Annotated in this window: 15 protein-coding genes and 5 pseudogenes; 7 read left to right on the forward strand and 13 right to left on the reverse strand. The window is 57.3% G+C overall.

All coding sequences use genetic code 11. The features are described from left to right. Nucleotides 1–20: 20 nt before the first annotated feature. Nucleotides 21–827, reverse strand: coding sequence for a hypothetical protein (locus tag K6I40_RS04575; RefSeq protein ID WP_222914440.1), 807 nt, complete (start codon nucleotides 825–827; stop codon nucleotides 21–23). Nucleotides 828–995: 168 nt separating this feature from the next. On the opposite strand from K6I40_RS04575, the gene K6I40_RS04580 reads away from it, so the two are divergent. Continuing rightward, on the forward strand, nucleotides 996–1,421 hold the full coding sequence (locus K6I40_RS04580; protein ID WP_222914442.1) for a VOC family protein: 426 nt from the start codon (nucleotides 996–998) through the stop codon (nucleotides 1,419–1,421). A 406-nt stretch (nucleotides 1,422–1,827) separates the two neighbouring features. Here K6I40_RS04580 and K6I40_RS04585 read toward each other — a convergent pair whose 3' ends face one another. After that, on the reverse strand, nucleotides 1,828–2,616 hold the full coding sequence (locus K6I40_RS04585) for an SDR family oxidoreductase (RefSeq protein ID WP_222914444.1): 789 nt from the start codon (nucleotides 2,614–2,616) through the stop codon (nucleotides 1,828–1,830). A gap of 298 nt (nucleotides 2,617–2,914) precedes the next feature. Here K6I40_RS04585 and K6I40_RS04590 point away from each other — a divergent pair, with 298 nt between their 5' ends. Continuing rightward, a complete protein-coding gene (locus tag K6I40_RS04590; RefSeq protein WP_255681620.1) occupies nucleotides 2,915–3,676 on the forward strand; it encodes an aldolase/citrate lyase family protein in 762 nt (253 codons plus the stop codon). A 216-nt stretch (nucleotides 3,677–3,892) separates the two neighbouring features. Here the strand turns inward: K6I40_RS04590 and K6I40_RS04595 are convergent, their stop codons facing one another. From K6I40_RS04595 to K6I40_RS04620, 5 genes and pseudogenes are all read right to left on the reverse strand, one after another. After that, nucleotides 3,893–5,197 carry a TRAP transporter large permease gene (locus tag K6I40_RS04595; protein WP_222914446.1) on the reverse strand — a complete coding sequence of 435 codons (1,305 nt, stop codon included), beginning with the start codon at nucleotides 5,195–5,197 and terminating at the stop codon, nucleotides 3,893–3,895. Beyond that, nucleotides 5,190–5,435 carry a hypothetical protein gene (locus K6I40_RS04600; protein ID WP_222914448.1) on the reverse strand — a complete coding sequence of 82 codons (246 nt, stop codon included), beginning with the start codon at nucleotides 5,433–5,435 and terminating at the stop codon, nucleotides 5,190–5,192. The genes K6I40_RS04595 and K6I40_RS04600 overlap by 8 nt, the downstream gene beginning before the upstream one ends. Before the next feature lie 332 nt (nucleotides 5,436–5,767). Beyond that, entirely contained in the window at nucleotides 5,768–6,781 is a 1,014-nt protein-coding gene (locus K6I40_RS04610) for a TRAP transporter substrate-binding protein (RefSeq protein ID WP_222914452.1), read from the reverse strand. A gap of 660 nt (nucleotides 6,782–7,441) precedes the next feature. Beyond that, the gene (locus K6I40_RS04615) at nucleotides 7,442–7,873 is read right to left on the reverse strand and encodes a universal stress protein (protein WP_222914454.1); all 432 of its coding nucleotides are present in this window, start codon (nucleotides 7,871–7,873) and stop codon (nucleotides 7,442–7,444) included. Between the two features lie 1,435 nt (nucleotides 7,874–9,308). Then, nucleotides 9,309–9,837: pseudogene (locus K6I40_RS04620) on the reverse strand (IS6 family transposase). Between the two features lie 41 nt (nucleotides 9,838–9,878). On the opposite strand from K6I40_RS04620, the pseudogene K6I40_RS04625 reads away from it, so the two are divergent. Next, nucleotides 9,879–10,047: pseudogene (locus tag K6I40_RS04625) on the forward strand (IS6 family transposase); the annotation flags it as partial. Nucleotides 10,048–10,524: 477 nt separating this feature from the next. Here the strand turns inward: K6I40_RS04625 and K6I40_RS04630 are convergent. The 4 genes and pseudogenes from K6I40_RS04630 to K6I40_RS04645 form a co-directional block, all read right to left on the reverse strand. After that, a complete protein-coding gene (locus tag K6I40_RS04630) occupies nucleotides 10,525–10,914 on the reverse strand; it encodes a hypothetical protein (RefSeq protein ID WP_222914456.1) in 390 nt (129 codons plus the stop codon). Between the two features lie 673 nt (nucleotides 10,915–11,587). Then, a complete protein-coding gene (locus K6I40_RS04635; RefSeq protein WP_222914890.1) occupies nucleotides 11,588–12,592 on the reverse strand; it encodes a sulfite exporter TauE/SafE family protein in 1,005 nt (334 codons plus the stop codon). Between the two features lie 29 nt (nucleotides 12,593–12,621). Then, complete coding sequence (locus K6I40_RS04640; protein ID WP_255681693.1) at nucleotides 12,622–12,864, reverse strand: hypothetical protein; 243 nt, start codon at nucleotides 12,862–12,864, stop codon at nucleotides 12,622–12,624. Then, nucleotides 12,857–14,345 (reverse strand): annotated as a pseudogene (locus K6I40_RS04645) (FAD-binding oxidoreductase). The gene K6I40_RS04640 and the pseudogene K6I40_RS04645 overlap by 8 nt, the downstream one beginning before the upstream one ends. Nucleotides 14,346–14,494: 149 nt before the next feature. Here K6I40_RS04645 and K6I40_RS04650 point away from each other — a divergent pair. Both K6I40_RS04650 and K6I40_RS04655 read left to right on the forward strand, forming a co-directional pair. Further along, nucleotides 14,495–15,405, forward strand: a pseudogene (locus K6I40_RS04650) (transcriptional regulator). Between the two features lie 269 nt (nucleotides 15,406–15,674). Beyond that, on the forward strand, nucleotides 15,675–16,559 hold the full coding sequence (locus tag K6I40_RS04655) for an alpha/beta hydrolase (RefSeq protein WP_222914457.1): 885 nt from the start codon (nucleotides 15,675–15,677) through the stop codon (nucleotides 16,557–16,559). Between the two features lie 143 nt (nucleotides 16,560–16,702). Here the strand turns inward: K6I40_RS04655 and K6I40_RS04660 are convergent. Then, nucleotides 16,703–17,540 (reverse strand): annotated as a pseudogene (locus K6I40_RS04660) (IS5 family transposase). 321 nt (nucleotides 17,541–17,861) lie between these two features. Between K6I40_RS04660 and K6I40_RS04665 the strand changes: the two are divergent. Then, nucleotides 17,862–18,542, forward strand: coding sequence for a DUF2270 domain-containing protein (locus K6I40_RS04665; protein ID WP_255681681.1), 681 nt, complete (start codon nucleotides 17,862–17,864; stop codon nucleotides 18,540–18,542). A gap of 150 nt (nucleotides 18,543–18,692) precedes the next feature. After that, nucleotides 18,693–19,676, forward strand: coding sequence for a hypothetical protein (locus K6I40_RS04670; protein WP_222914461.1), 984 nt, complete (start codon nucleotides 18,693–18,695; stop codon nucleotides 19,674–19,676). A gap of 416 nt (nucleotides 19,677–20,092) precedes the next feature. Here K6I40_RS04670 and K6I40_RS04675 read toward each other — a convergent pair whose 3' ends face one another. Then, complete coding sequence (locus K6I40_RS04675; RefSeq protein WP_222914463.1) at nucleotides 20,093–21,589, reverse strand: TrkH family potassium uptake protein; 1,497 nt, start codon at nucleotides 21,587–21,589, stop codon at nucleotides 20,093–20,095. Between the last annotated feature and the right edge of the window lie 85 nt (nucleotides 21,590–21,674).

Genomic DNA, 21,674 nt, shown 5'->3' on the forward strand with positions numbered 1-21,674 from the left:
TCTGCACTCGTATGTGGTGGTCACTGTTTCTCGGCCTCTCGGACACGCTCGACGAAGCTCGAACAGGAATCGCCGGGCTCCACACCGAGCTCGGCGGCGATGTCATTGACGTGACTGAGGACACCCTCGTCCAGCGCCGACTTCGAATCGCCGATCCGCGCTGAATCGACGCCGACGGTCGCAGCGGGGATACCCCGGTCGTTCATTGTGCGGATCCGACCGATGCCGGCGTCGTCTTTCCCGACGCCCGCGTCGAAGAGGGTGATCCCCGCGACGTCGGCCTGGATGTAGGAGTCGAACTCCCCGGCGAGTCGCTCGCCGTGACTGCCGGTGACCGTGATCGCTCCCTCGTGTTCGTCGGAGATCAGACCGATCGAATCGAGCGTCCAGACCGGGATCTCGCCGTCTTCGACCTTCGACTGCGTCATCTCGCTTCCGACGTCCTCCTGGACAGGTTTGACGCCCGCATCGTGCATGGTTGCCGCGCATTCGAGGGCGGACTGGCTGACTTCACAACCGCAGTCTGCAGCGACGTCGTTGATGTGGCTTATCACGCCGTCTCGAGCCATATCTGCACCGTCTCCGATTCGAGCGCTCTGATTATCGACCGTCGCGGCCGGGAGGCCGAGTTCCTCAAGGTAGGACAGCGATTCGATTCCGGCGTCGTCTTTGCCGACACCGGCGTTGTTGAAGACGATCCCGGTGAGTCCGAGCTGTGCGGCGTATCGGCCGGACGAGATGCCGCCGTGACTGCCGGCGATGATGACCGTCCCCTGCGAGTCTTTCGGCTGGGTGATGCTATCGACTAGTCGGATGTCTCTTGGCATCGTGGTTCATACAGTGATTAGGAATTTTAAAAACGTTTGGGTCATACCAGATCTATCCGGACGAATCTCCTCGGCCGCGAGAGCACTCCGTGTGCGCGAACGCCGATTTCGAATAGCGCTCTCACCGACAGGCAAAATTATTTGTAACTGACGAACGGACTCTTCAATGTGTTCGAGAGAATCCATCACATAGCGATACTTGTAGGCGGCGTTGAGCAAGAGATAGATGAATACACGGCCTTGTTTGAGGAAGACTTCGGCATGGATCGGATTCAGAAAGTCCTCTTCGAGGACGATAATTGCGAAGTCGCCCTCTACTCGGTCGGCGAGACTATCATCGAGTTCACGTCCCCGACCGGCGAAAGCGGTTGGCACTACGAACACCTCCAGGAGCACGGCCCCGGCTTCTTCCACATCGCGTTCGAGGTAGACGATATCGAACGGCGGCGGTCAGAACTCGAGGAGCTGGGATACGGCTTCGTCGACGATATCCGTGACGGGATCGACTGGAAGATAACTACGCTCGATTACCACGATACCCCTCTCCCCATGCAAATCGTCGAAGATCCGCGGCCCGTCGATGAACGGGTATAGCGAGATAGCGGCGCGTTCGAGAAATCCGACACGGACTACCACTGATTGGCACTGACAGTCGGTTACGCGACAGCGTATTCTCGCAACCATTGAACGGCCGCCTTCCGACCCTATTCGTGTTTTCCAAGTAATCTGACGGTCGTAATCTACGTTCAGCCGTGCTACGATCGAGATCCGATATAACGGCGGAACAGAACTAGTCGAAAGATACAGCTACTGCCGGAACTCTTTTACTTGACAACGGGTCTTTGCTGGAATCTGCCATCTGTTAGCGGAGTCTCACCAGTCTCGTTGGTCCTGTCCTGCACACGTGACCTCCATCCGTTGCACTCAGTATTGACGCTACTTTGCACTCTGTATCGACGCTATTCAGGCGTTCGTCGCATGCGATCGGTCCGGATGATCGTCAGTAGCCACCGCCCATCGTGGTCGTGACGCCGCCGTCAACGACCATCGTCTCGCCGTTTATGAAGCTCGCGAGCGGGCTGGCGAGGTACAGCGCGGTGTCCGCCACGTCTTGGGGCTGGCCGATCCGACCGAGTGGTGTCGCCTGCTCATGTTTCTCGGATGATTCGTTATCGATTAGCTCAAGATCGTCCTCCGTCATGGGCGTCTCGATCATACTCGGGTGGATCGAATTCACTCGAATACCCTCGGGACCGAGTCGGTCCGCCAGCGCGTACGTCATCGATTCGACTGCGCCTTTCGACGTGGAGTACCGCACGCCGTCGCCGCGGCCGATAGACGACGTGACACTGGACATGTTGATGACCGATCCGCTCCTGCCCGCTCTAATCATGCTCTCGGCGGCCGCCTGAGCGCCGAAGAACACGCCCTTAACGTTGATATCCATGATCTGATCGAAGTCCTCCTCGGTCGTCTCGAGGAACTCATCGCTGTGCGTGATGCCGGCGTTGTTAACCATGATCGAGACGCCACCGAGCTGATCAGCGACGGAGATCGCTTCTCGAAGATCCTGCACATTAGCAACGTTGCATTCGACGTATTCCGCTTCCTGCTCGTACTCTCGCTGAATTTTCTCGTGAGTCGGGATGCCGCCGCCGCGGGGGTCCGACTGTAGGTCGGCGACGACGACATTCGCGCCGTGTTCTGCTAATGTCAGGCTGATCGCTCGTCCGTTACCGCTCGATCCGCCAGTAACTACCGCTACATCGTCTGCTAACCAATCAGGCATATTCCTGTGGTTATTTCTCTCCCGCCTATATAATAGTACCGCTGCTAATAGCGGAGAAGCAGCCGGCACTCAGCAACTTGTTTCGGAAGGGGGCGATTTTGTCAATGAAGATCTGTCTATCGGATCGATTGCGACACACGATACGCGGTAGACCCGATAGTTGCAGTCGAGGCCGTCGAAACTGTCCGTTGCGTGCACCGAATGTACTGTCTAGCTGGAACGAATCACGCGCTCGAGATCCCGTGGGAAGGGATCTCGGACAGCAGGTTTTTACTTGCAGGTGTCGATTCATATTCCGATGATGAACGATACACAGCAGTTGTTCCAGCCAAGCGAGCCCGCAACGGGGAACTGGATCTCGATCGGACATCCGGCCGTCGCAGAAATCTGTTCCGAAGGGTTCGATTTCGTCGTTATCGATACGGAACATACCGCGATGGGCTTGGAAACGATCGAGAATATGCTCCGGGCCGTTCATGACGACACGGCGTCTATCGTGCGCATCCCATCGAACGACCCGGTGCGGATAAAGCGTGTCCTCGATCTCGGAGTCGCGGGGCTCATGATCCCGATGATTGAAACCGGCGAGCAGGCAGAGCAGGCCGTCAAAGCGATGCAATACCCTCCGGAGGGAACGCGTGGTGTCGCACCCGCACGAGCGTCCGATTACGGCCGTACCTTCGGCGAGTACTTCGAGACCGCCGACGACGAACTGGTCACCGTCCTCCAGATCGAAACGAAACGGGGCGTGGAAAACGCGGAAGATATCGTCTCCGTCGACGGCGTAGACGCAGTCATAATCGGTCATGGAGACCTCTCGGCGTCGCTGGACATCTTCGGAGAGTGGACCGACGAGCGGTTCGAGTCGGCGTTGGACTCGATAGTAACGGCGGCACAGGATAACGGCAAGCCCGTCGGGATGTTGGCCACGGACCACGAAGGGATCCATCGCTGGGTCGATGCGGGTGTCGACTTCCTGTTAGTCGGCGCGGATATCGCCTACCTTTCGGCCGGTAGCGACGCGGCGCGAGAGGAGTTCGAAGAACTCGTCGGGAAGTGATCGTAGCTGCGGTCCGGACCGTTCCATAGTTCGATTGTGTGGGTATCCGATGCTACTCTCCACCATTGAACGGGGCGGACGGCCGGCGATCGATTTCCATCGACGAAGAGTTCTGAACAACTCTGGCACCCTCAAGCGATCGCTGATCGACGTATTCGATAGCGCTGCAACCTCGTCGGTCGAATCGAAGGAAGCGACGGAAGGTGAGCCAGCGCGCTACACGAGACCGAAGTAGCGAGGGACAGCGAGGACGACCGATGGGAAGAGGATTAGCACGACCAGGGCACCGAGCAACGGAATGTAGTACGGGATGATCCCTTTGATGATATCTTCGATATCCAGATCGGTGACACGTTCCAGCGCGAAGAGTACGACGCCGAACGGCGGCGAGATAAGTCCGATCATCAGGGCGACCATCATCACAATACCGAAGTGGATCGGATCAATGCCGATCTGCGGGAGTATTGGTGCGACGATCGGGACGACGATCATGATGATCGCAATGGTCTCCATGAACGTTCCGAGGATCAGGAAGAATAAGGCGAACAGAAGGAGCAGGACCGTTGGTTCCGACGAGATAGTCAGTAGCTGCTCGGTGAGAACCGTCGGCAGACCCGAGATAGTGAGGACGAACCCATAGACGTTTGCGAACGCGATAATGAGCGTCAGCACGGCGGTGTCTTCAAACGTGTCGCCGAGGATGGACCATAGCGTCCTCGGATCTAAGTTCTGGTAGTAGAGGCCGCCTAGGAATACCGCGTAGATTCCGGCGACAGCGGCTGCCTCGGTCGGCGTGAACAGGCCGGTCGCGATTCCGCCGATGATAATCGCCGGTGCTATGAGTCCGGGCAAGGCCCGCACGCTCGACTCAAGGAGTTCACTGAGGCTGAACGACTCCACGGTCGCCGTGCCGCTCTTCAGCGCGCCGACGGTGATGAACGCCATGAGACCGACCCCCATCACCAGGCCGGGAAGGATTCCAGCGAGGAAGAGGGCCCCGATCGAGACCTGCGCCGTCACTCCATAGACGATAATGGGAATACTCGGCGGGATGATCGGTCCGATGGTAGAGGACGCACCGGTGATTCCGGCTGCGGTCGATCCGTCATATCCACGGCTGGTCATCGCCTCGTATTCGATGGACCCTAGTCCGGCGGCGTCTGCCACCGCCGCACCGCTCATCCCGGAGAAGATGATACTCACCACGACGTTCACGTGGCCGAGTCCGCCGGGGAGCGGACGCACGAGGGCTTCGGCGAAGTCGAAGATGTCGTCCGTCAGTCCGATGGAGTTCATCATCCGCCCCGCGAACAGAAAGAACGGGATCGCGAGTAGCGTAAAACTGTTTAGCGAACTGTACATCTGATTAGCGAACGTCTGGACGGTCCACGCCGGACCGACACTGAGCAGCATCACTAACGCCGAGACTAACCCGAGCGCGAACGCGACGTGAACGCCGAACACGTACATGACTAACAACGGTACGACGAACAACGCGGCCAACAGTATCGGATCAGCCATCGTCGGTCACCCGGGCGTCCGGCTCGGTAGTTTCGCCGGTCCATATCAGAGCCGTCTGCTCGAAGACGAACACTATGCAGAGACCGAACACACCGATAAGGTAGACCATCAAGTATCCGACCTTCAGCCAGCCTACCGTCGGAAGCGACTGAAGCATCGTTCGGTCCAAGATGCTGATACCGGATAGTATTACTATGGAGCACATCACGACGACCAAGACGTTCGAGAGCGTGATCATGAGATGTCGCACCAAATCGGACACCATCCGCAGTAGTGGCCGCACAGAGATGTGATTTTACGCCGCATCGAGTACGGAACACCGGTTAGCGTCATAAAGACGAGCAGGTATCGAGCGACCTCGGTCGTCCAAACGCTCGGGAAACTCACCGGAACGAATCGAAAGAGTATCTGTAGTCCGACGATCACTCCCATCGTAGCCAAGGTAAGCCTCCCAATGCCGCCCAGCAACTCCTCTACCCTGCCCATCAGCGGGCGGACGGACACCCCGAAATCCAGGTTGGCTATATCTCGTATACTAGTCATGGTGTACTCTATTCATGTTCATCCATGTTAGGCTAACGACTGAACGTCTTCCAGACTCGGCTTCCAGCGGTCGCTGAAGAACTCCTCTAGCTGCGGTTCTGCGGCACTCCGGAACGCGTCTTGATCGACGTCGCTACCGGGGATGACCGTCACGTCGTGTTCGTCTTGCACCATCTGGAGCAGCTCGTCTGCCCGTGTTCGGGTCTCTTCGTTGCCCCACTCGATCGCCTCGTCGAGCGCAGTCTGCATCGCTTCCTGCTCGCTTTCGTCCAGGCCCTGCCACCGATCCTCATTGATCACCCAATTCTGTGTCTGAAGGAGGTGATCGGTCTGCGAGAAGTGCGTTTGAACCTCGTAAAGGCTGGAATCCATGAACTGTACGATCGGACCTTCGGATGCATCCACGACGCCTGTTTGAAGAGCCTGGTACAGTTCATCGTACGGGACCGGTGTCGCCTCAGCGCCGATCTCTTCCCAACTGTTCACCCACGTCTCGAACTCGGGGAGTCGCATCTTGACGCCCTCGATATCGGATGGCGCACTCACCTCCTTGTTTGCGGTAGTTCCTCGAAATCCGCGGAACGCCGACCCGAGAATCCGCTGGTTGGCGTCGGCTATCAGTTTGTCGTTGAAACCATCGTCACCGTAGACGTATTCGTCCATGAGCGCCTGAAAGTGCTCCCAGTCCTCGGCGATGAACGGAGCTTCCAAGAAGCCGTACTCAGTACCGTATGACTGCGTGAGTGCCGTCATCGCCACACCGTGGCCGGCTATGCTTCCGGAAGACGTGGCACTTATGTGATCTTCCTCTCCACCAAGGCTCACGTATTCGAGACTCAAACTCCCATCAGTCTCGTTTGAGAGGCTCTCTCCCCATCGCTCGAGAAGCTTCACTTGTGGGTGATCTTGACTGAACGTCGCAGCTATCTGAAATGAATTTCCAGACGTACCGCCACCGATACAGCCGGCGAGGGTACTGATTCCGAGCGCTGCTGTGCCACCGATAGTTTTCAGTAATGGTCGCCGCTCTTTATCTGCCATGGTATCCCATACTACACAACCCGCTAATTATGCATAAAGATTGGGGAGTTATGTGCCTCAAATTCATTAGAATACTGAGTATATAACGTCGCAGAATCGACCAGGACAATCCCGGTATCAGCGGCATCCTCAGTCAATGAGGAATCCGGCCCCTGCATCAGACCGCCGGAGATGGACAACGGAGACGAACATACCGCAGAATATACTGGTCGCCGGTGGTGTTGATATCGGAATAGCACGAAGAGAAACGCGGCCATATTTGTGTTACGCGTGTGGAACGACGTGGCCAACCGACAGAATGAGGGACTCCTGATGAAGTGCTATGGTACTCTTCGGCGAGAAATCGGCTGAGTGGAAGGGATAGTGAGAAGAGACTCTAGCGGACACGACCCAAAAGAAGCTGATAGACTCGTTCGCAGTACTTCAGCTGTCTTCGCATCTCGCGAAAGCAGATGGTGACAGTATCAATCGACGCCGCCCGTGTGGCAACCTACGGATTCGACCCGAACACCCAACCCTACAATCTATCGTGACATGCGTCGCGGTGTCGGCAGACCAACTGTCTTCGGATCGGATTAGAGGCGCGTATTCCACCGTGAGAGCAGTCATTAAACGGTGTCGACCACATCCCACGAGAGACTGCTACGGCCCACTCTCCGTTCACTGACTCAACACGGACACAACCGGACGGTTCGTGTTAAGAAGTACGGTCTGAGCGACGCTCCCGAAGAGGATCTTTCCTGTTTGCGACCGCCGCCGCGGACCGATGACAATGTATCGAGCGTCGTGATCCTCCGCATACTCGATGATTTCGTCTGCCGGATCTCCGATAAGTCCAGTTTCCGTCGTTTCGACCGTGACGGGATGGGCTTTGAGCAGGTCCGTAACCACGCTTGCGGCGACCGCACGTAACTCCGTTATCTCGACGGCGTCGTCCTTGCTGATACTTGCGGTTTCGGCATCGACGGCTTCCGACCGCGTCATCACGTGGACGACGTGAAGGTTGTCCCCGAACTGTTCGGTCAAGGTGGCAGCTTGGTCGAGGACGTCCGGTGCTCGCTCTGAACGGTCGACTGCTGCGACGATTACCATGTTCAATTCCTACAATTCGCATTATTATAGTTGTTTCTCTGCCGCGACTGAACGCGATCCGCCTGAAACGATAGCCCAGTAGGACTGTGGGTTGACATCTCACGGGTTCCAGAGATCGGTGGCTCCGGCCGAGAATTCGTCTCTCGCTAGCACCTGAGTGGAGAAGACGGGATCGTATCACCTATTCAGCCGCCAATGAAGATATTCCATATCACTCTATCTGCCTCAAAAAGTATCTCCCGTATTTTAACCTGTTACCAAGGACCAAGAAGAATTTCTAATTCGATGGTATCACCCATTCAGCAACTGGATAGAACCCAATTTCGCATCTCGCTAAAACCAGTCGGTCGCCACAATTCGCTTTTCCCGTCAACTACGGTTCGTTCGCTGTTCAAAGAATTCATTGAGAGGGAACGTTACCTTCACCCGGACAAGGAGGGCAGTGTACAGACGCCCGTAGTTGAGGAACTCTCTCGTGTTGGACGAGAGTGAGAGCGGTGTTCTCTACTCTGCCGGCGGTCCGAATGATCCCGCTATCGGTAGCACGAGGGCGTTTTGGAATGTAAGTTCCACCTCGAATTCGATGGCTAAGCTAGATGACGGGTTTAGCGGGAGGAACGATTACAGTAAAGGCAAGTATCCCTTTACAGCTATATGTTCGTAATCGCATCCGACCGTCTCCAGTACAGGAGACGATCCATCCCTCAAACTCCAACATTCCGACCGTCTATTTGCGAGTTACGAACACGGTGAGCAGCCTTTCACGGCCGATCGGTTGTCCGGGGTCTGCACGTTTGATGATCGTGGGGTCGCTAATACAGGTGTGCTGAGTGTCTTCTGCTTGGTCTCGATTAATTCCGAACTCGTTCGGGATCGAAACGTGTTTTGCCCAACTCTCTGGACATCAATCCGAGCTAGTACTGGTCGCGTCGTTCCGTGACGTCGATGGTCGTCTCCTCGAAGTTGACCGTGACTCGCTTGAGTACATCTGTAACGTTTCGATCGAATCGACTGATTCGGTCGATTTCCCCATGTGAATCGTTGACTGCTGTTTGACGACTACTAACATCCCTATCGTAGGACCCGATATCCTCTTTCAGAATGGCAATCGAGGGGTTCGTCACAGAAATCAGCTGTTATCTGCTGTTCGTTTTATTGAAGCGACCAATTGATTCAGTTGAGCGCTGTGAGTTGTTGCCGAAGCGAAGGCATTGGCGGATCAATTTAATGAACCGCCTCTACGTCACACACATTGATACTTACCTTTCTCGGTGCTGTTTCGTTACGCGTGAAAAGCATAGGACGATCTTGTGGTGACAATTCCAAAAATCGACTGCCTCAGTGGATATATCGACTGGATCGATTTGAGTGGTCGTGTTTAGTTCTGAGCATTGTGACAGATGGCAAAGGCTTGAAGCCACGATTCTACTGTTGACTATTTTGCGTAACTAAATAGTTTGAAAACGAAGAAGTATGTTATTTTATCTCTTGAAAGACACGTTCTGCAGCGTTCCGGTTTCCATATTTTTCATATCAAAATCGGAGTTCACGTCGACGGAGTGCAGTCTGGAGATGTTTTGCACCATCGACAAGAAACTCAGCATCGTCGAGGTTATGTTTCTTAGTGAGGTCTTGCAGGAACTATTCTGTCAAAGCGGTCGTAATCGTCGAATACAGCGTATGTGGAGAATACTGCTCGTTTGCGGATCAACAGCAGTGTATAGCCAGTAACGGTATTTGCCGATCTGAACCACCGCTTTATCAAGCTAGATTTCATTCGGATTCTTGTCAGCTGTCGGCTATAGATCGCACTTGTGTACCCAATCATGGACTGCCTTGCGACTGCGTTCGACACCGAACCTCTCTAATCACCGAACTGTATTTGAAAGTGATGGTCCAGCAAACTGGAGTCGAATACCGATCTTCATCAGCTGACGTGGTGTCCACTCTCGGGCGCTGTTCAGATTAGGATGAAGAGTGAGGCGGTACGATTTGCTAGTGGTTCATGCCAGAAATCGACCGTCTCAAGGCGCTAGCGCAGCGATCCAGTTAGATTTGTGGAGCGTGAGGCGACACTGCACGAACTGATGCGATTGAGTATCCAGCTCCATCTGACTGGACTATCACTTTCGGATACTGTTTCTATCTTAGAGAAATTCGATGTCAAACGAGCGTGATTGACGATCCATAATTGTTACGAGCGGTGGCGGTGAGTTTGGATATACGGAGATCGTCGGACGGAGCCGGCCCCGAACCGTGACGGAACTAAATCACCCGCGTGCCGAGACGGCACGAGATGAACTCACTGAACTGCCGTGATCCAGGTGAAGTCGATGGCGTCTGCCAAATGGAAATCGTGCCGAACCGGCACGAAAGCCAGAACATTTGATGCTTCAGGCCTTATAAAGAAGGTCGAAAAGTCGCCGCAATCAGGCGGTTTCCAGTATTACCTGAAGTGAGAAAACCATGGGATCTGCAGGCTTGCGTTCGACCGTCGAACGAATAGACCTTCGCGGCATGAGACGGCCGAAATCAGACGTCTTAGAATGGGTTCTAACGAGGACTCGCTTGGAAGCAACCCGTGAGGCTCAAACTCATCACCCCGACCGCGCACTTGAACCGTACCTCGCCGACCGTCCGAACCTTTTGATTCAATCGTCCAAAACGCGATCGACGCCTCGGTGGAGCTCGTGGACTGACACACGTCCGCTTCCCAACTCCGACGCTTTGTCTTTCAATCGCTGGATGAGATCATCACTTACGTGGCCATACACGTCGATGAATTCGAGGTCGATGAACTCGCCAATCGGGGGGAACTTAGGGCCCGCAACCTCCATGTGAAAATCCAACGAGGCTTGATCGGCGTGCATGTGCATCACGGTCATCCAGTCCCCGTCGGCGCTGAAGTAAACGTCGTACGCCAGTATCTCCGGCTCGTTGTCCTCGATGAAGTCCACTAACTCCCCCATCGCCGATTTGAGCTCTTCCACCTCCCCGTCATGCACCGTAGATCGGTCAATGTACACGATGAAGTCAGTCATCTCGCCCCCTACGTTTGACGCTGCAACCGCGTTGTACCGCTTCCGTGTTGGTCGCTATTGGTGCTGTCATAGGATCACTCTCGTCGCTGCGCCCAGCACAACAGAACGGCCTTGAGTACCGAGACGGCGGAGCAGGCGCTACTAGTTGCTACGTCGCGGATCACGTTAGCTGTTACCGTGTACAAAGTGACGGAGGGAACCCCGGATACGTTCGAACAATTGACCTCCTCCACGCCCTGAAGGGCGTGGAATCCGACCATCTGATTTCCGCCGGGTGTGGCGTTCGAGGTTCCAGCCCGCACTCAAGGGGAACCGGCAGCATACCGGGGGAACTCTCGTTTCCTCCCCTGTATAGGGCTGTGGCCCGGTCAAACAGGCCCCGTCGAATACCATGTCATCGCCGTGCGAACCACCGCTGGTTCGCCATCCTTTGTGGTTCAGGAACGGCATCTCACGGTATTCGTCGCACTCTATGCTACGACGCACCACACTAAAACAGTTTTGATGGAAATCCGTTCCGGCCATCTACGACAGTTGGTCGGATAGGCCTACCGCTCGACCCGCGCCTGAAGACGCGGGTATGCGCTATCGTTCTGTATCATAGCAGCTACTGCCGAAACGGATTGCTACTGCCGAAACGGATTTAGAGAAACCACGAGGCCCAGAGGATAGTCTACTGTTCGGACTTCGGCCACTCCTGCCAACCCTTACCGGTAGTTGGTGGGTCAGGGGCGACCCACGCTCTCGATTTCCTGAGCGCAGCAATCGACGTGCGGACGATCGCACTACTGACCAAGACCGCGGTTCCAAAGATGAGGACTGTACTCACGGTTTCAAGCATCTCAACGCCGTACACAACACTTACTTGCTTACTTGCGATGGCGATACCCCCCGAGAGCAGCATCACTGCGAAGTATCCTTTGATGTCAGCCTCATTTACCAGCCGCGTCGCACCCGCACCGATGCGAGCACCGAGCGCGCTCCCGCCGAGTAACGCGGCGACAACGGGGATATTGACGGCGTTCAACTGGGCGTAGACGAACGTCCCGAACGCACCCGAAACCGAGATCTGGAGGATGCTGGTCCCAGCAGCGATTGCAGTAGGAATGCCGAACCCGTAGACCATGACGGGGAGCAGAAGGAATCCCCCACCGACGCCGAGACATCCAGAGAGAATGCCGATAGCCGACCCAACGACAAGGATAACCCACACCGAGACGGTCGCACCGCCAGGTAGCGACATCATCGGTGGGAGCTTGATGGCCTGAACCTTGGTAGCGACTCGGCCCGTTCCCACATCTGTCCCGTCAGTACGGACATCTCGGAGAACAGAGAGGCCGACGGCACCAAGAAGTCCGACGTACACCACGCTGATGACGACGTCAGCGCTGCCGAGATCCGCAAGCAAGAGCACGACTCGAGTGCCGACCTCGATACCGAACGTCATTCCGAGAATCATCACCGCCGCCAGTGTATAGCTGACTTGGCCGTGATCGCGGTGTTTGAGCGCACCGATGACACTAGTGCCGAAGACGAACGCGAGTCCGCTCCCGACGGCCACCGGTGCCGGATATCCGACCACCAACAGCGCTGGCGTCACGAGGAACGACCCACCCATCCCGAAGAAGCCGAAGAGAATGCCGATGAGCAGGCCGAATCCGACGAAGAGACCGATCATCGAGATACCGAGGCCAAGGAGTTCCACGGTCAGGTGCTCACGAGGATTTCACGGGCGGCCGGGCCAGCAACCCGCGCCAGCGCCCCGTATCCGACGTACAGTACGAGTGCCTCCGCCAGAACGTAACCAACCGTAGCAGCAGCCTGCCCGGACTCACCGAATACGGGAGCGACCAACAGGACGCTCAGCGACACCGCTAGTAGACTCATCAGCACGATCCAGCCTGTCGATACCTGCCAGACTGCCGTACATTCGGTGTATAGATCACTCATGGCATTCCCCGCCGCCGGCTTGAGCGTTTTCGGACGGCGTGATGTTCTGATTGAGGCGGAACAGGTTCGTCGGGTCGTACTCGTCCTTGAGCGCGACCAACCGCTCGTACGTCGGTCCGAACGTGGACCGCATCATATCGTCGCCCTCTTCGAGGAATCCCGGGAAGTTCAGGTACACCGAGCCGTCCGAGAACTGGCGCATGTCGTCGAGACAGTCGCGCACCCACTCGACGTTGGCGTCGTCGTCCTCCGAGCGTTCCCAGTTCGCTTCGACGCCGAGCAGGAAGGGCGCGTGCCGCCCCGCGAACGCACTGTCCTCGACGCCAACGTGGGCGATTGCGCCACCCAACTGCCAGACATCGACCGTCGATAGCGGTGACGGTGCTACATCGGACCAGTACGCAATTCGATCGATGCCGGACTCCGACAGGCCGTCGAGATACAGCGACTTCCAGTAGTAGCGCATCCCGTCGGGGTAGTCCTCGTCGAAGAGTTGCTGGAACTCGACGTACGGCATCGGTCCGCTGAAGTCGGCGATCGGCTCGGCGATCTCCCGCAAAGGTGCCAGTGCGCGTTCGCCGTCCGCGACCGAGCCCGCATAACAGCCCGCGATCGCTATTTGGATTCGTGCACCGCGTCCGGTGGGAAGAGGTCCTCGTCGGGCATCACACCGGACAAGGTGAGCAAGCTGACTTCCGAGGGCGCATCCGCGACGTAGTCGCGGTATGCTTCCAAAACCTCGACCATCCGGTCACCCGAATAGAACACGAGGCAAATCGCCACGTCCGGGCCGACCGGGTGGAGGTCGAACTCGAAGCCGGTGACCACCCCGAAGTTACCGCCGCCGCCGCGGAGTCCCCAGAAGAGGTCTGGGTTCTCGTCCTCGCTGGCGGTCAGGTACTCGCCGTCCGCCGTGACTAGATTTACGGATGCGAGGTTGTCACAGGTCAAGCCGTACTTGCAGCGGAGATGACCGATGCCACCACCGAGCGTCAGTCCAGCGACCCCCGTCTCCGAGACGGCCCTCCAGGCGTTGCCAGCCCGAAGGCCTGAGTTTCGTGGTCCACATCCGCCCACGTAGCACCGGCTTGGACCCGCGCCGTCCGTGTGTTAGGATCTACCCACACGCCCCTCATCTCAGAGAGATCGATGACGAGCCCGTCGTCGCAGACGGCGGTCCCGGCGACGTTGTGGCCACCGCCACGTACCGCGACGAGGAGATCGTTCTCGTGCGCGAAGTCCACCGCGCTGATGACGTCTCTGACGCCTCGACATTGGGCAATCAGGGCCGGACGCTTGTCGATCATCCCGTTCCACACCGAGCGCGTGTCGTCGTAGTCAGCGTCCTCAGAACGGCTGCGCCGTTCTGATGGGCTCGAAAGAGCGCCGCTCTTTCGAACGTCACCGGGACGAATCAGGTCGCCGTGGAATTCTGCTTCGAACCGTTCAATCTGTTCGGCGGGGATAGCTTGTTGTGCCATACAGAAGTGGACGATAGCGCGGGTGTTGGCCTCACCCATCGAGCAGGGTTCGGTGTCAAGAGCACCGTTTCAGGCAGTGAGACGAATTCCGGAGCGTGCACAGGATAGAGTTACTATCAGTGACACCCTTTGTCTAGAGGGTGAGTCACATGGAGCTTGATCAAGACGACCAATTGGATGACGATGGCCGTCCACTACCTGGCTCGCCGGTCCTGGAGGCTATCCTGGAAAACGAACGGAACCGCCGCTATCTCGGCGAGCGTCTGGACGCCGCGGGCGACCGCGTCGATACGGACCTGCTTGGCGACATCGTCCGGCACGGCCCGGTCCTCGAAGTACTGTTGGAGGAGCGGCTCGACCGCCGGGAAATCGAAGCGCGCCTCGACGTCTCGCGGGCGACGAGTCACCGCTACACGCAATGGCTCGACGAGCAGGGATTCGTCGAGAAGGTCGATGGCCGATTCAGTTGACCTGGCGCGGCGCAGTCATCGCCGAGGAGGTCCTCCGGTTCGAGGCGAACGTGCGGACCGCACACAGAATGACACCGCTTCTGGATGCGGTCTGTGAGGATCACCGGGACTTCATCCTCGAACCGTTCGTGGACGCAACGATCACCGTCGCGGAACCGGACGATCCCTACAAGCCGATCGAGCGATTCATCGCGCTTGTCAGCAAATCCGACACCTTCCGGGGATTCAATACAACGCACATGGCTCCGCTGATTCTCGGTGAGTTTCACCAGCAAGTGTTCGAGGAAACCGACACCGAGATCGTCTACCTCCCGCACATCGTGGAGAAACTCTTCGAGACGTACCCCGAACGTGCACAAGAAGCGATCGATAGTGGACACCTGGCCCTCCGGACGCGTGATGAACTGCCGTACGGTCTCGCTCTCTTCGACGAACGCGTCGGGATCGGAGGCTACGACGAAACCACAGGTCTCATGCAGGTGTTCGTCGATACGGATGCACCGATCGCATGGGAGTGGGCTGAGCGCGTCTACGCGTCAGTGAGAGCCGATTCCAATCCACTCGACGCGAAGCCAGATCTGAGTCGGTGATACGCATCGATGTGACGAAACGTTTGACGAACATCTCCGTCACATCACAAGGGCTGCTCTGAAATTCCCAAATCAGAGACGTGATTTGATGCATCCAGGCGAAGTAGATAACGTGACTACCATTCTCTGGTTGATACCTGCATCCAAGGCGCATATCGTCCACCGACTGCTCGACTCAAAGCGGGTCGTGCTTCCCGTTCAGACCGTGGGGACTTTTCACGAGATGACTCTATGTGATTGCGTCTCATAGAGGACGGGGGTGAACCACCATGGCAGAAGCAACACCACCAGACACGGGTAGAGACATGGAAACAGTCACGTCCGCAGACGGGACTGAGATTGCCTTCGAACGAACGGGGAGCGGGCTACCGCTCGTGCTCGTCCATGGAGGTGTCTGTGACCACAGGTTCTGGGAGTTATCCGATGTTCGTGCCACCTTCGCGGACCACTGCACGGTCTACGCGATGGATTGTCGTGGTGTCGGTGAAAGCGGCGACGTCGCCGAGCGAAGCTCGGCTGGCCAACCGGAAGCGTACGCTTCCGGTGACGCCGACGAGTACAACTTGGAACGGGAGTTTGAGGATGTGGCCGCGGTCGTCGAGACAATCGACGAACCTGTAACCCTCCTTGGGCACTCATCGGGAGCGCTCTTATCGCTCGAGGCGGCCCTGCGAACCGACAACCTACACAAACTCGTCCTGTACGAGCCGCCCATTACGTTCGACGATCACAAACTCTATTCCGATGAGGTACTCGCCGAAATGGAGCGGCTGCTGAAAGATGGGAAGAACGAGCAGGTGCTCGTCCTGTTCCTGCAAGAAATCGCCCAATCCACGCCGGAGGAAATCGACGCGCAGCGCTCAGCCCCGGACTGGCAGGACCTCGTAGACGCCGCACACGTCTGGCCCCGCAGCCTATCAGCGATCGGCGAGTACGAATTCGATGCAGCTCGGTTCGCCGACATGACGACACTGACGTTGCTGTTGTCCGGCAGCGAGAGCCCTCCGCTCTTGAAAGATGCAACGGACCCGGTCCACGACGCGCTCCCGAACAGCCGGATCAGTACCTTCGATGGGCACGCCCACGAGGCGATGCTCACCGCGCCAGACCACTTCACCGAAGAAGTACTTGGCTTCATCCGAGAGGAGAACTAACGATCGGTGATCGGTCGCTCCATCATTTCCGGCGTCTGCTCAATACACAGTCGTACGTAACGGCTGATTCGAACATTCAACCCCGAATAGAGATAGTGATCCGTGCTGAACACATCCTCTAGGTCTTGTTTGAACGCGTGACTTCATGGGTGTGAGTCCTCGATGGCGCGTTCGATGTTGCGAACCGCGGATTTCATGACAAGGTCACGGAATTGACCGAACCAGGTTCTTGACCAGAGCGTATCGCCGTATCTGCGTCGGAGACCGAAAAACACCGATTCAGCGTTCGAACGAAGGTGATACGCCCGATCATATATGAGTGAGTTTCTCGCCCACCCCCGCAACCCAGGATCTCGCTGCGGAATCAGCGGTGTGACACCTTCCGCTCGCAACTTTGTGCGAAGATCCTCCCAGTCGTAGCCTTTATCGGCTGCGACAGTCGCAACTCGTCGAGGTTCCGCACTAACACCTGCCAGCCGACCTGTGTATCGTGCGGTTGTTTCATCGAGCAGTGTATATCGAGAATCGCACTGGTTTCACAATCGATGAGCAGCGTCGTTTTCACCGCCTCGAACGTGTAGTCCGTTCGTTTGGCGTAGTGCTGGCTGGCTTGGACGCGATCGACGCCGGTTGCGTCGATTGTCTGAACATCACCGAGGTCATACAGTTCGACGGACTGATCGAGAATCGCTCGCCACCGCTTCATCGGAATTTCCTGCTTTCGCGTACACTCCGTCGAGAAATGTGGCACCGTTTCAGGCGTCAGCCCGAGTAATTTCGTCACTCTCGGCATCTCGCGGAGGACGTCCATCAGCTTCCGGTACGGATGGCCGAGATACTCTTTCGATCCCTGAACGGCGAGAATCACTTAGTCAGCGTAGCCTTCTTCTCCCGGTCGGTAGGTCGGAGCTGGCGTTCCAACGACGGCTTTTGGGCAAGCGACACAACCCTCTCTGTGAAGCGGGAGGTCTTCGTGTACACAACGAACCCGTCCCGCTTCACTTCCTAGTAGATTTGGTATTTCCCCCGAGCTACTAGCACAGCGATACGAGCTCGATCGACTCTCCACTGCTAACGTTTGAGCGTCTAAACAAGGCCCACCCTCTGTATCCATCGCGCTATTTGTGACAGTGTTCGAGAATATGGCGGAGCCATTGCTGAATAGATAGCGCGAATGTAGCACGAGATTGGGCTTGATTTTCGAAGGCGGTGATCGCTCAGTAGGTGAAGTAGATCATACTCATTCTATTACCCCGGTCGTTGAAAGCGTATCACTGCGATGGCCCAAAATCAGCGAAAGATATCGACCCCGGTGACGCTGAACACCGCGAAGTCGGCGAGGGATTATTAGAGGAGGAAATGGCACCGAGTTCGTCGATGGCACACCTCTACCGTGGCGAGATCCACCGAATGAAATTTTGGCGTGAACGGCTCGACCGGACGTCAAACTGGGCGGTTATCGTCATGAGCGGGGTCCTCACATGGGGCTTTTCAGGCCGCAATCGACCACATTACATCCTCTTATTGGGAGTAGCGGCATTGGCTGCGTTCTTGATCATGGAGGCACAGCGGTATCGCGGCTACGATCTCTGGCGCGGACGCGTTCGGATACTCCAGAAAAACGTCTTTGCGTACGGCTTAGACCCGTCCGCGGGGCTCGAGGAACCGTCATGGCGGGAGACGTTGAGCCAAGACTACCGCACACCCGTTATCAAGATCACGAGAGAGGAAGCGATTGCGCATCGCCTCCGCCGGATCTACTTACTGCTCTTCACGATTATGTTGAGTGCGTGGGCGGTCCGAATCACCGCATTCGTAACGACGCCGTGGCCGACCAGTGCCTCCATTGGAGCGATATCCGGCCTCCTCGTGACCGGTATCATCGTCGCACTGTATCTTGTTGCAGTCCTCATCGCCGTGCGACCACGGACGTGGCGGGCTGAAGACGAACTCCACTCACGAGATATCGGAAAGCATCGATAACGAATCCTGAAAACCGAGAGGGCAACGGAGGGACGCCATTCGCATTGGAGCGTTTCGAATCGATCGGTATTGGTACTCTTTGACGGCAAAGCGGGCTGCAACCCCACCGTTGACGATTATGTAGCTGACTCGCGTATGTCGAAAAACAGTATGGACGATATGACCGTCGAATTGGCTGGCCGCCATCCGTTCACGGGATTCACGCGATGGTTCTTGCTCACTGGAAATCGACTCTCGGTCTCGCTCGTCATCTTGGTCGGGATCGGTGTAGCGTTCGTCGTCGTTGGCGGTTCCGGTCTCGCCACGGTGACCGCACCGTCACGGGTCATGTGGTACCTCAACGGGACCGTCAACGGGCTGTTGACGCTCGTTCCGATTTCGGTCGGCGTCAACCAGATCGTTCTCTCCCACGAATTCGGCTCGATACAGGACCTCCACGAGCGTCGGACCGACGTCACGGACTTTCGAGAGCGCGTCGAGGATCGAACCGACACGCCGGTGAGTTCCCCGTACGCCTCAGCCTTCTTCGGGACGCTTCTCTCATCCGTCTCGGACACTGCGAGTTCATTTCAGCGCGGACGTGATAGCTCTCAAGCGGACGATCAGATACCGGATGATCTCGAGACAGTCGCCGAAGCGGTCGTCGACGAAGCGAACCGAGCGAACGACGAGTTGGAAGCGAACAGCTCGAGTATGCTGCAGACGCTCGTCGTGATGCTCAATTACGATAATTCGTCCCAATTCTACGAAATCCGGCGGTTACAGACGGAATTATCCAGTCGTGACGATGAGCCGACGGAGAAACTGCAGCAGATCAAAGAGCTGTTCGTCGAAATCGACGCTGCACGCCAGTTCCTCAAAACAGTCGTCGTCGAACGGCAATTGGCGCGTCTCTCTCGACTGCTGATCTATACCGGGATTCCGGCCGTGACGATCGCTGCGATCGGCATCTTCAGGTATCCAGACATTTCTGATTTGGCGTTGTCACACGGCGTCCGTGTAGTCGTCGTCGGAACGCTACTCATCACGACACTCGTACCGCTCGTGATATTGAGCGCATACATCCTCCGCGTGGCGACAATCGCCCGCCAAACGGCAGCGTTCGGCCCTTTCCTCCCAGAATCTACTGACTGATAGTGTTCGGTATCGAATACCGGCTGTCGGTCCTCGGTCTATCTCTAAGAGGAACTAGCGATTCTCTCGCGAACTCTTTTTATGTGGGCCTGCCAGCAGTGGCGATCGTCGCGAGCGGACTGTTCGTCTTCACCGCGTCGAACGGCGCGTCCGTGTCGCGCTCGGTCCTCACCGTTGCGGTGCCGGCGATCGTCGCGATCGATTTTTCTTCCGCTCGCCGTGCTGTTCGCGTTCATCCTCCGGATCGCAACTGTCTCCCAGCGGACGGCCGCGATGCTCCCGTTTACGACTCCAGTACAGGAACGAGAATGGAGCGACTCGTCGACTCAGATCGATCGACGACGAGATCACTAATGCGGCTTCTCGAGACGCGCCGGCGAAATCGATCTCGATGGGGCAACGGCCTCTCAACACCGTCACACCGATCCGCGAAGGAGGACGAGGACGGGAATGATCGTCAGCCGGCCAACCCACATATTTCCCATCAGAATCAGTTTCGCGCTCGGGGAGAGCGAGGGTGTCGTGATGCCACTCGAGAGACCGACGTTCCCCTGGGCGCTCGCGACCTCGAAGAGGACGTTCTTCAGTGGCGCACTCCCGTTCGGTATCGTCACGAACAGCGCGAAGACGCCCGCGAGCAGAAATCCTATCCAGAGGAACGTGATGATCGATGCATCGTAGAAGTTCGCGGACACGTGCTCGCCAGCGATTTCGATCTCTCTCGAGCTGTCGGTCTCGGGGAACGGTTCACTAACCCGTTCGCGTACCCCTTTCGCGAGGCTCACGACGCGAACGATTTTGATTCCGCTGGCAGTCGATCCCTCGGATCCGCCGACGGTCATCGCGACCGTCAGCAATACCATCGCACTGGGCGGCCAAATGGTGCCCATGTTCGTCGCAGTCGAGAAGCCGGTACACGTGATCGCCGAGACGAACTGAAACGCCACCGTGACGCCGCCTTCAACCGTCGAACGATACACGTCTGCGGTAACGAGATACGCAGCTAACAGCGTCGTTCCGGCCGCAGTGACGAATAGCAGCCACCGCGTCTGACGGTCAGTGGCGAATCCATCGAGGTTCCCCTCGAGCAGGAGATAGTAGACGGGAAGCGGGATCGCTCCGATGAACATGATCGGGAGGAGAACGAGTCGGATCGCCAGGCTGTCGTACGTCGCGATGCTATGGTCGGTGACGGTGAATCCGCCGGTCGACAGTCCGGTCATCCCGTGTTTGATCGCGTGCCACGGCGGCATGCCGGCGATCCAGAGGAGGACGATCGAGAGGACCGTGAACGTGGTGAACACGCCCAGCATCGCTTTAGGAGAGGGAATCCCGCTCTCGGACTGTCCAAGCGGCGAGCGTTCCTCGTAGTACTGGTTGAGGACGTTGCCGTCGGACCGCCTGACGACCGACAGGATCAGGACGATGATTCCGATGCCGCCGAGCCACTCCAGCAGCGAGCGCCACCACTGGAGCGTCGCCGAGAGTTCGCTCGCTCGACGCGTCACTGTCAGCCCCGTGCCCGTGATCCCGCTGAGGGCCTCGAACGCGGCGTTGGTGGGCGAGAGAAACGCGCGGACCGTCGGATTCATCGATGGCGTCGCGACGCCGCCGGGATCGAGGGCGATGGTTCCGGCGACGAACGCGAACGGGAGCGCACTGATCAGGCCGACGACGAGCCAGACGATCGCTGCGGACGCGAACGCCTGTGCGGTGGACGTATCGTCGGTAACCGACGTGATGGAGAGGAGCAGCCAGCCGACTGCGTAGACGATCGCTGCCGAGAGGAGTTCGGCCGGAATCGCGTAGTACTCCCCCCAGATGATCGACACGGCAACGAGGCTCGTAATTACGCCGGCGAAGCGCGTCAGGACGAGCCCCAGGTTTCGAGCGATCGGCCCGTACCAGCTCATCGGATTATGCCGGTCGTATCGACGATGGCGATCCTCAGCCGCAGCCGAACCGGTCCACCCGAAACGGTGATCGAACTCACGAGCC

Origin of the sequence: Natrinema sp. SYSU A 869, from assembly GCF_019879105.1 — an archaeon.
GTDB lineage: Archaea > Halobacteriota > Halobacteria > Halobacteriales > Natrialbaceae > Natrinema.

What these genes read in the sequence shown, in the direction of transcription:
- K6I40_RS04575 (WP_222914440.1), bottom strand. Translation starts at nt 827, where the DNA reads ATGCCAAGAGACATCCGACTAGTCGATAGCATCACCCAGCCGAAAGAC.
- K6I40_RS04585 (WP_222914444.1), bottom strand. Translation starts at nt 2,616, where the DNA reads ATGCCTGATTGGTTAGCAGACGATGTAGCGGTAGTTACTGGCGGATCG.
- K6I40_RS04590 (WP_255681620.1), top strand. Translation starts at nt 2,915, where the DNA reads ATGATGAACGATACACAGCAGTTGTTCCAGCCAAGCGAGCCCGCAACG.
- K6I40_RS04595 (WP_222914446.1), bottom strand. Translation starts at nt 5,197, where the DNA reads ATGGCTGATCCGATACTGTTGGCCGCGTTGTTCGTCGTACCGTTGTTA.
- K6I40_RS04600 (WP_222914448.1), bottom strand. Translation starts at nt 5,435, where the DNA reads ATGATCACGCTCTCGAACGTCTTGGTCGTCGTGATGTGCTCCATAGTA.
- K6I40_RS04610 (WP_222914452.1), bottom strand. Translation starts at nt 6,781, where the DNA reads ATGGCAGATAAAGAGCGGCGACCATTACTGAAAACTATCGGTGGCACA.
- K6I40_RS04615 (WP_222914454.1), bottom strand. Translation starts at nt 7,873, where the DNA reads ATGGTAATCGTCGCAGCAGTCGACCGTTCAGAGCGAGCACCGGACGTC.
- K6I40_RS04630 (WP_222914456.1), bottom strand. Translation starts at nt 10,914, where the DNA reads ATGACTGACTTCATCGTGTACATTGACCGATCTACGGTGCATGACGGG.
- K6I40_RS04635 (WP_222914890.1), bottom strand. Translation starts at nt 12,592, where the DNA reads ATGATCGGTCTCTTCGTCGGATTCGGCCTGCTCATCGGCATTCTCTTC.
- K6I40_RS04640 (WP_255681693.1), bottom strand. Translation starts at nt 12,864, where the DNA reads ATGAGTGATCTATACACCGAATGTACGGCAGTCTGGCAGGTATCGACA.
- K6I40_RS04655 (WP_222914457.1), top strand. Translation starts at nt 15,675, where the DNA reads ATGGCAGAAGCAACACCACCAGACACGGGTAGAGACATGGAAACAGTC.
- K6I40_RS04670 (WP_222914461.1), top strand. Translation starts at nt 18,693, where the DNA reads ATGGACGATATGACCGTCGAATTGGCTGGCCGCCATCCGTTCACGGGA.
- K6I40_RS04675 (WP_222914463.1), bottom strand. Translation starts at nt 21,589, where the DNA reads ATGAGCTGGTACGGGCCGATCGCTCGAAACCTGGGGCTCGTCCTGACG.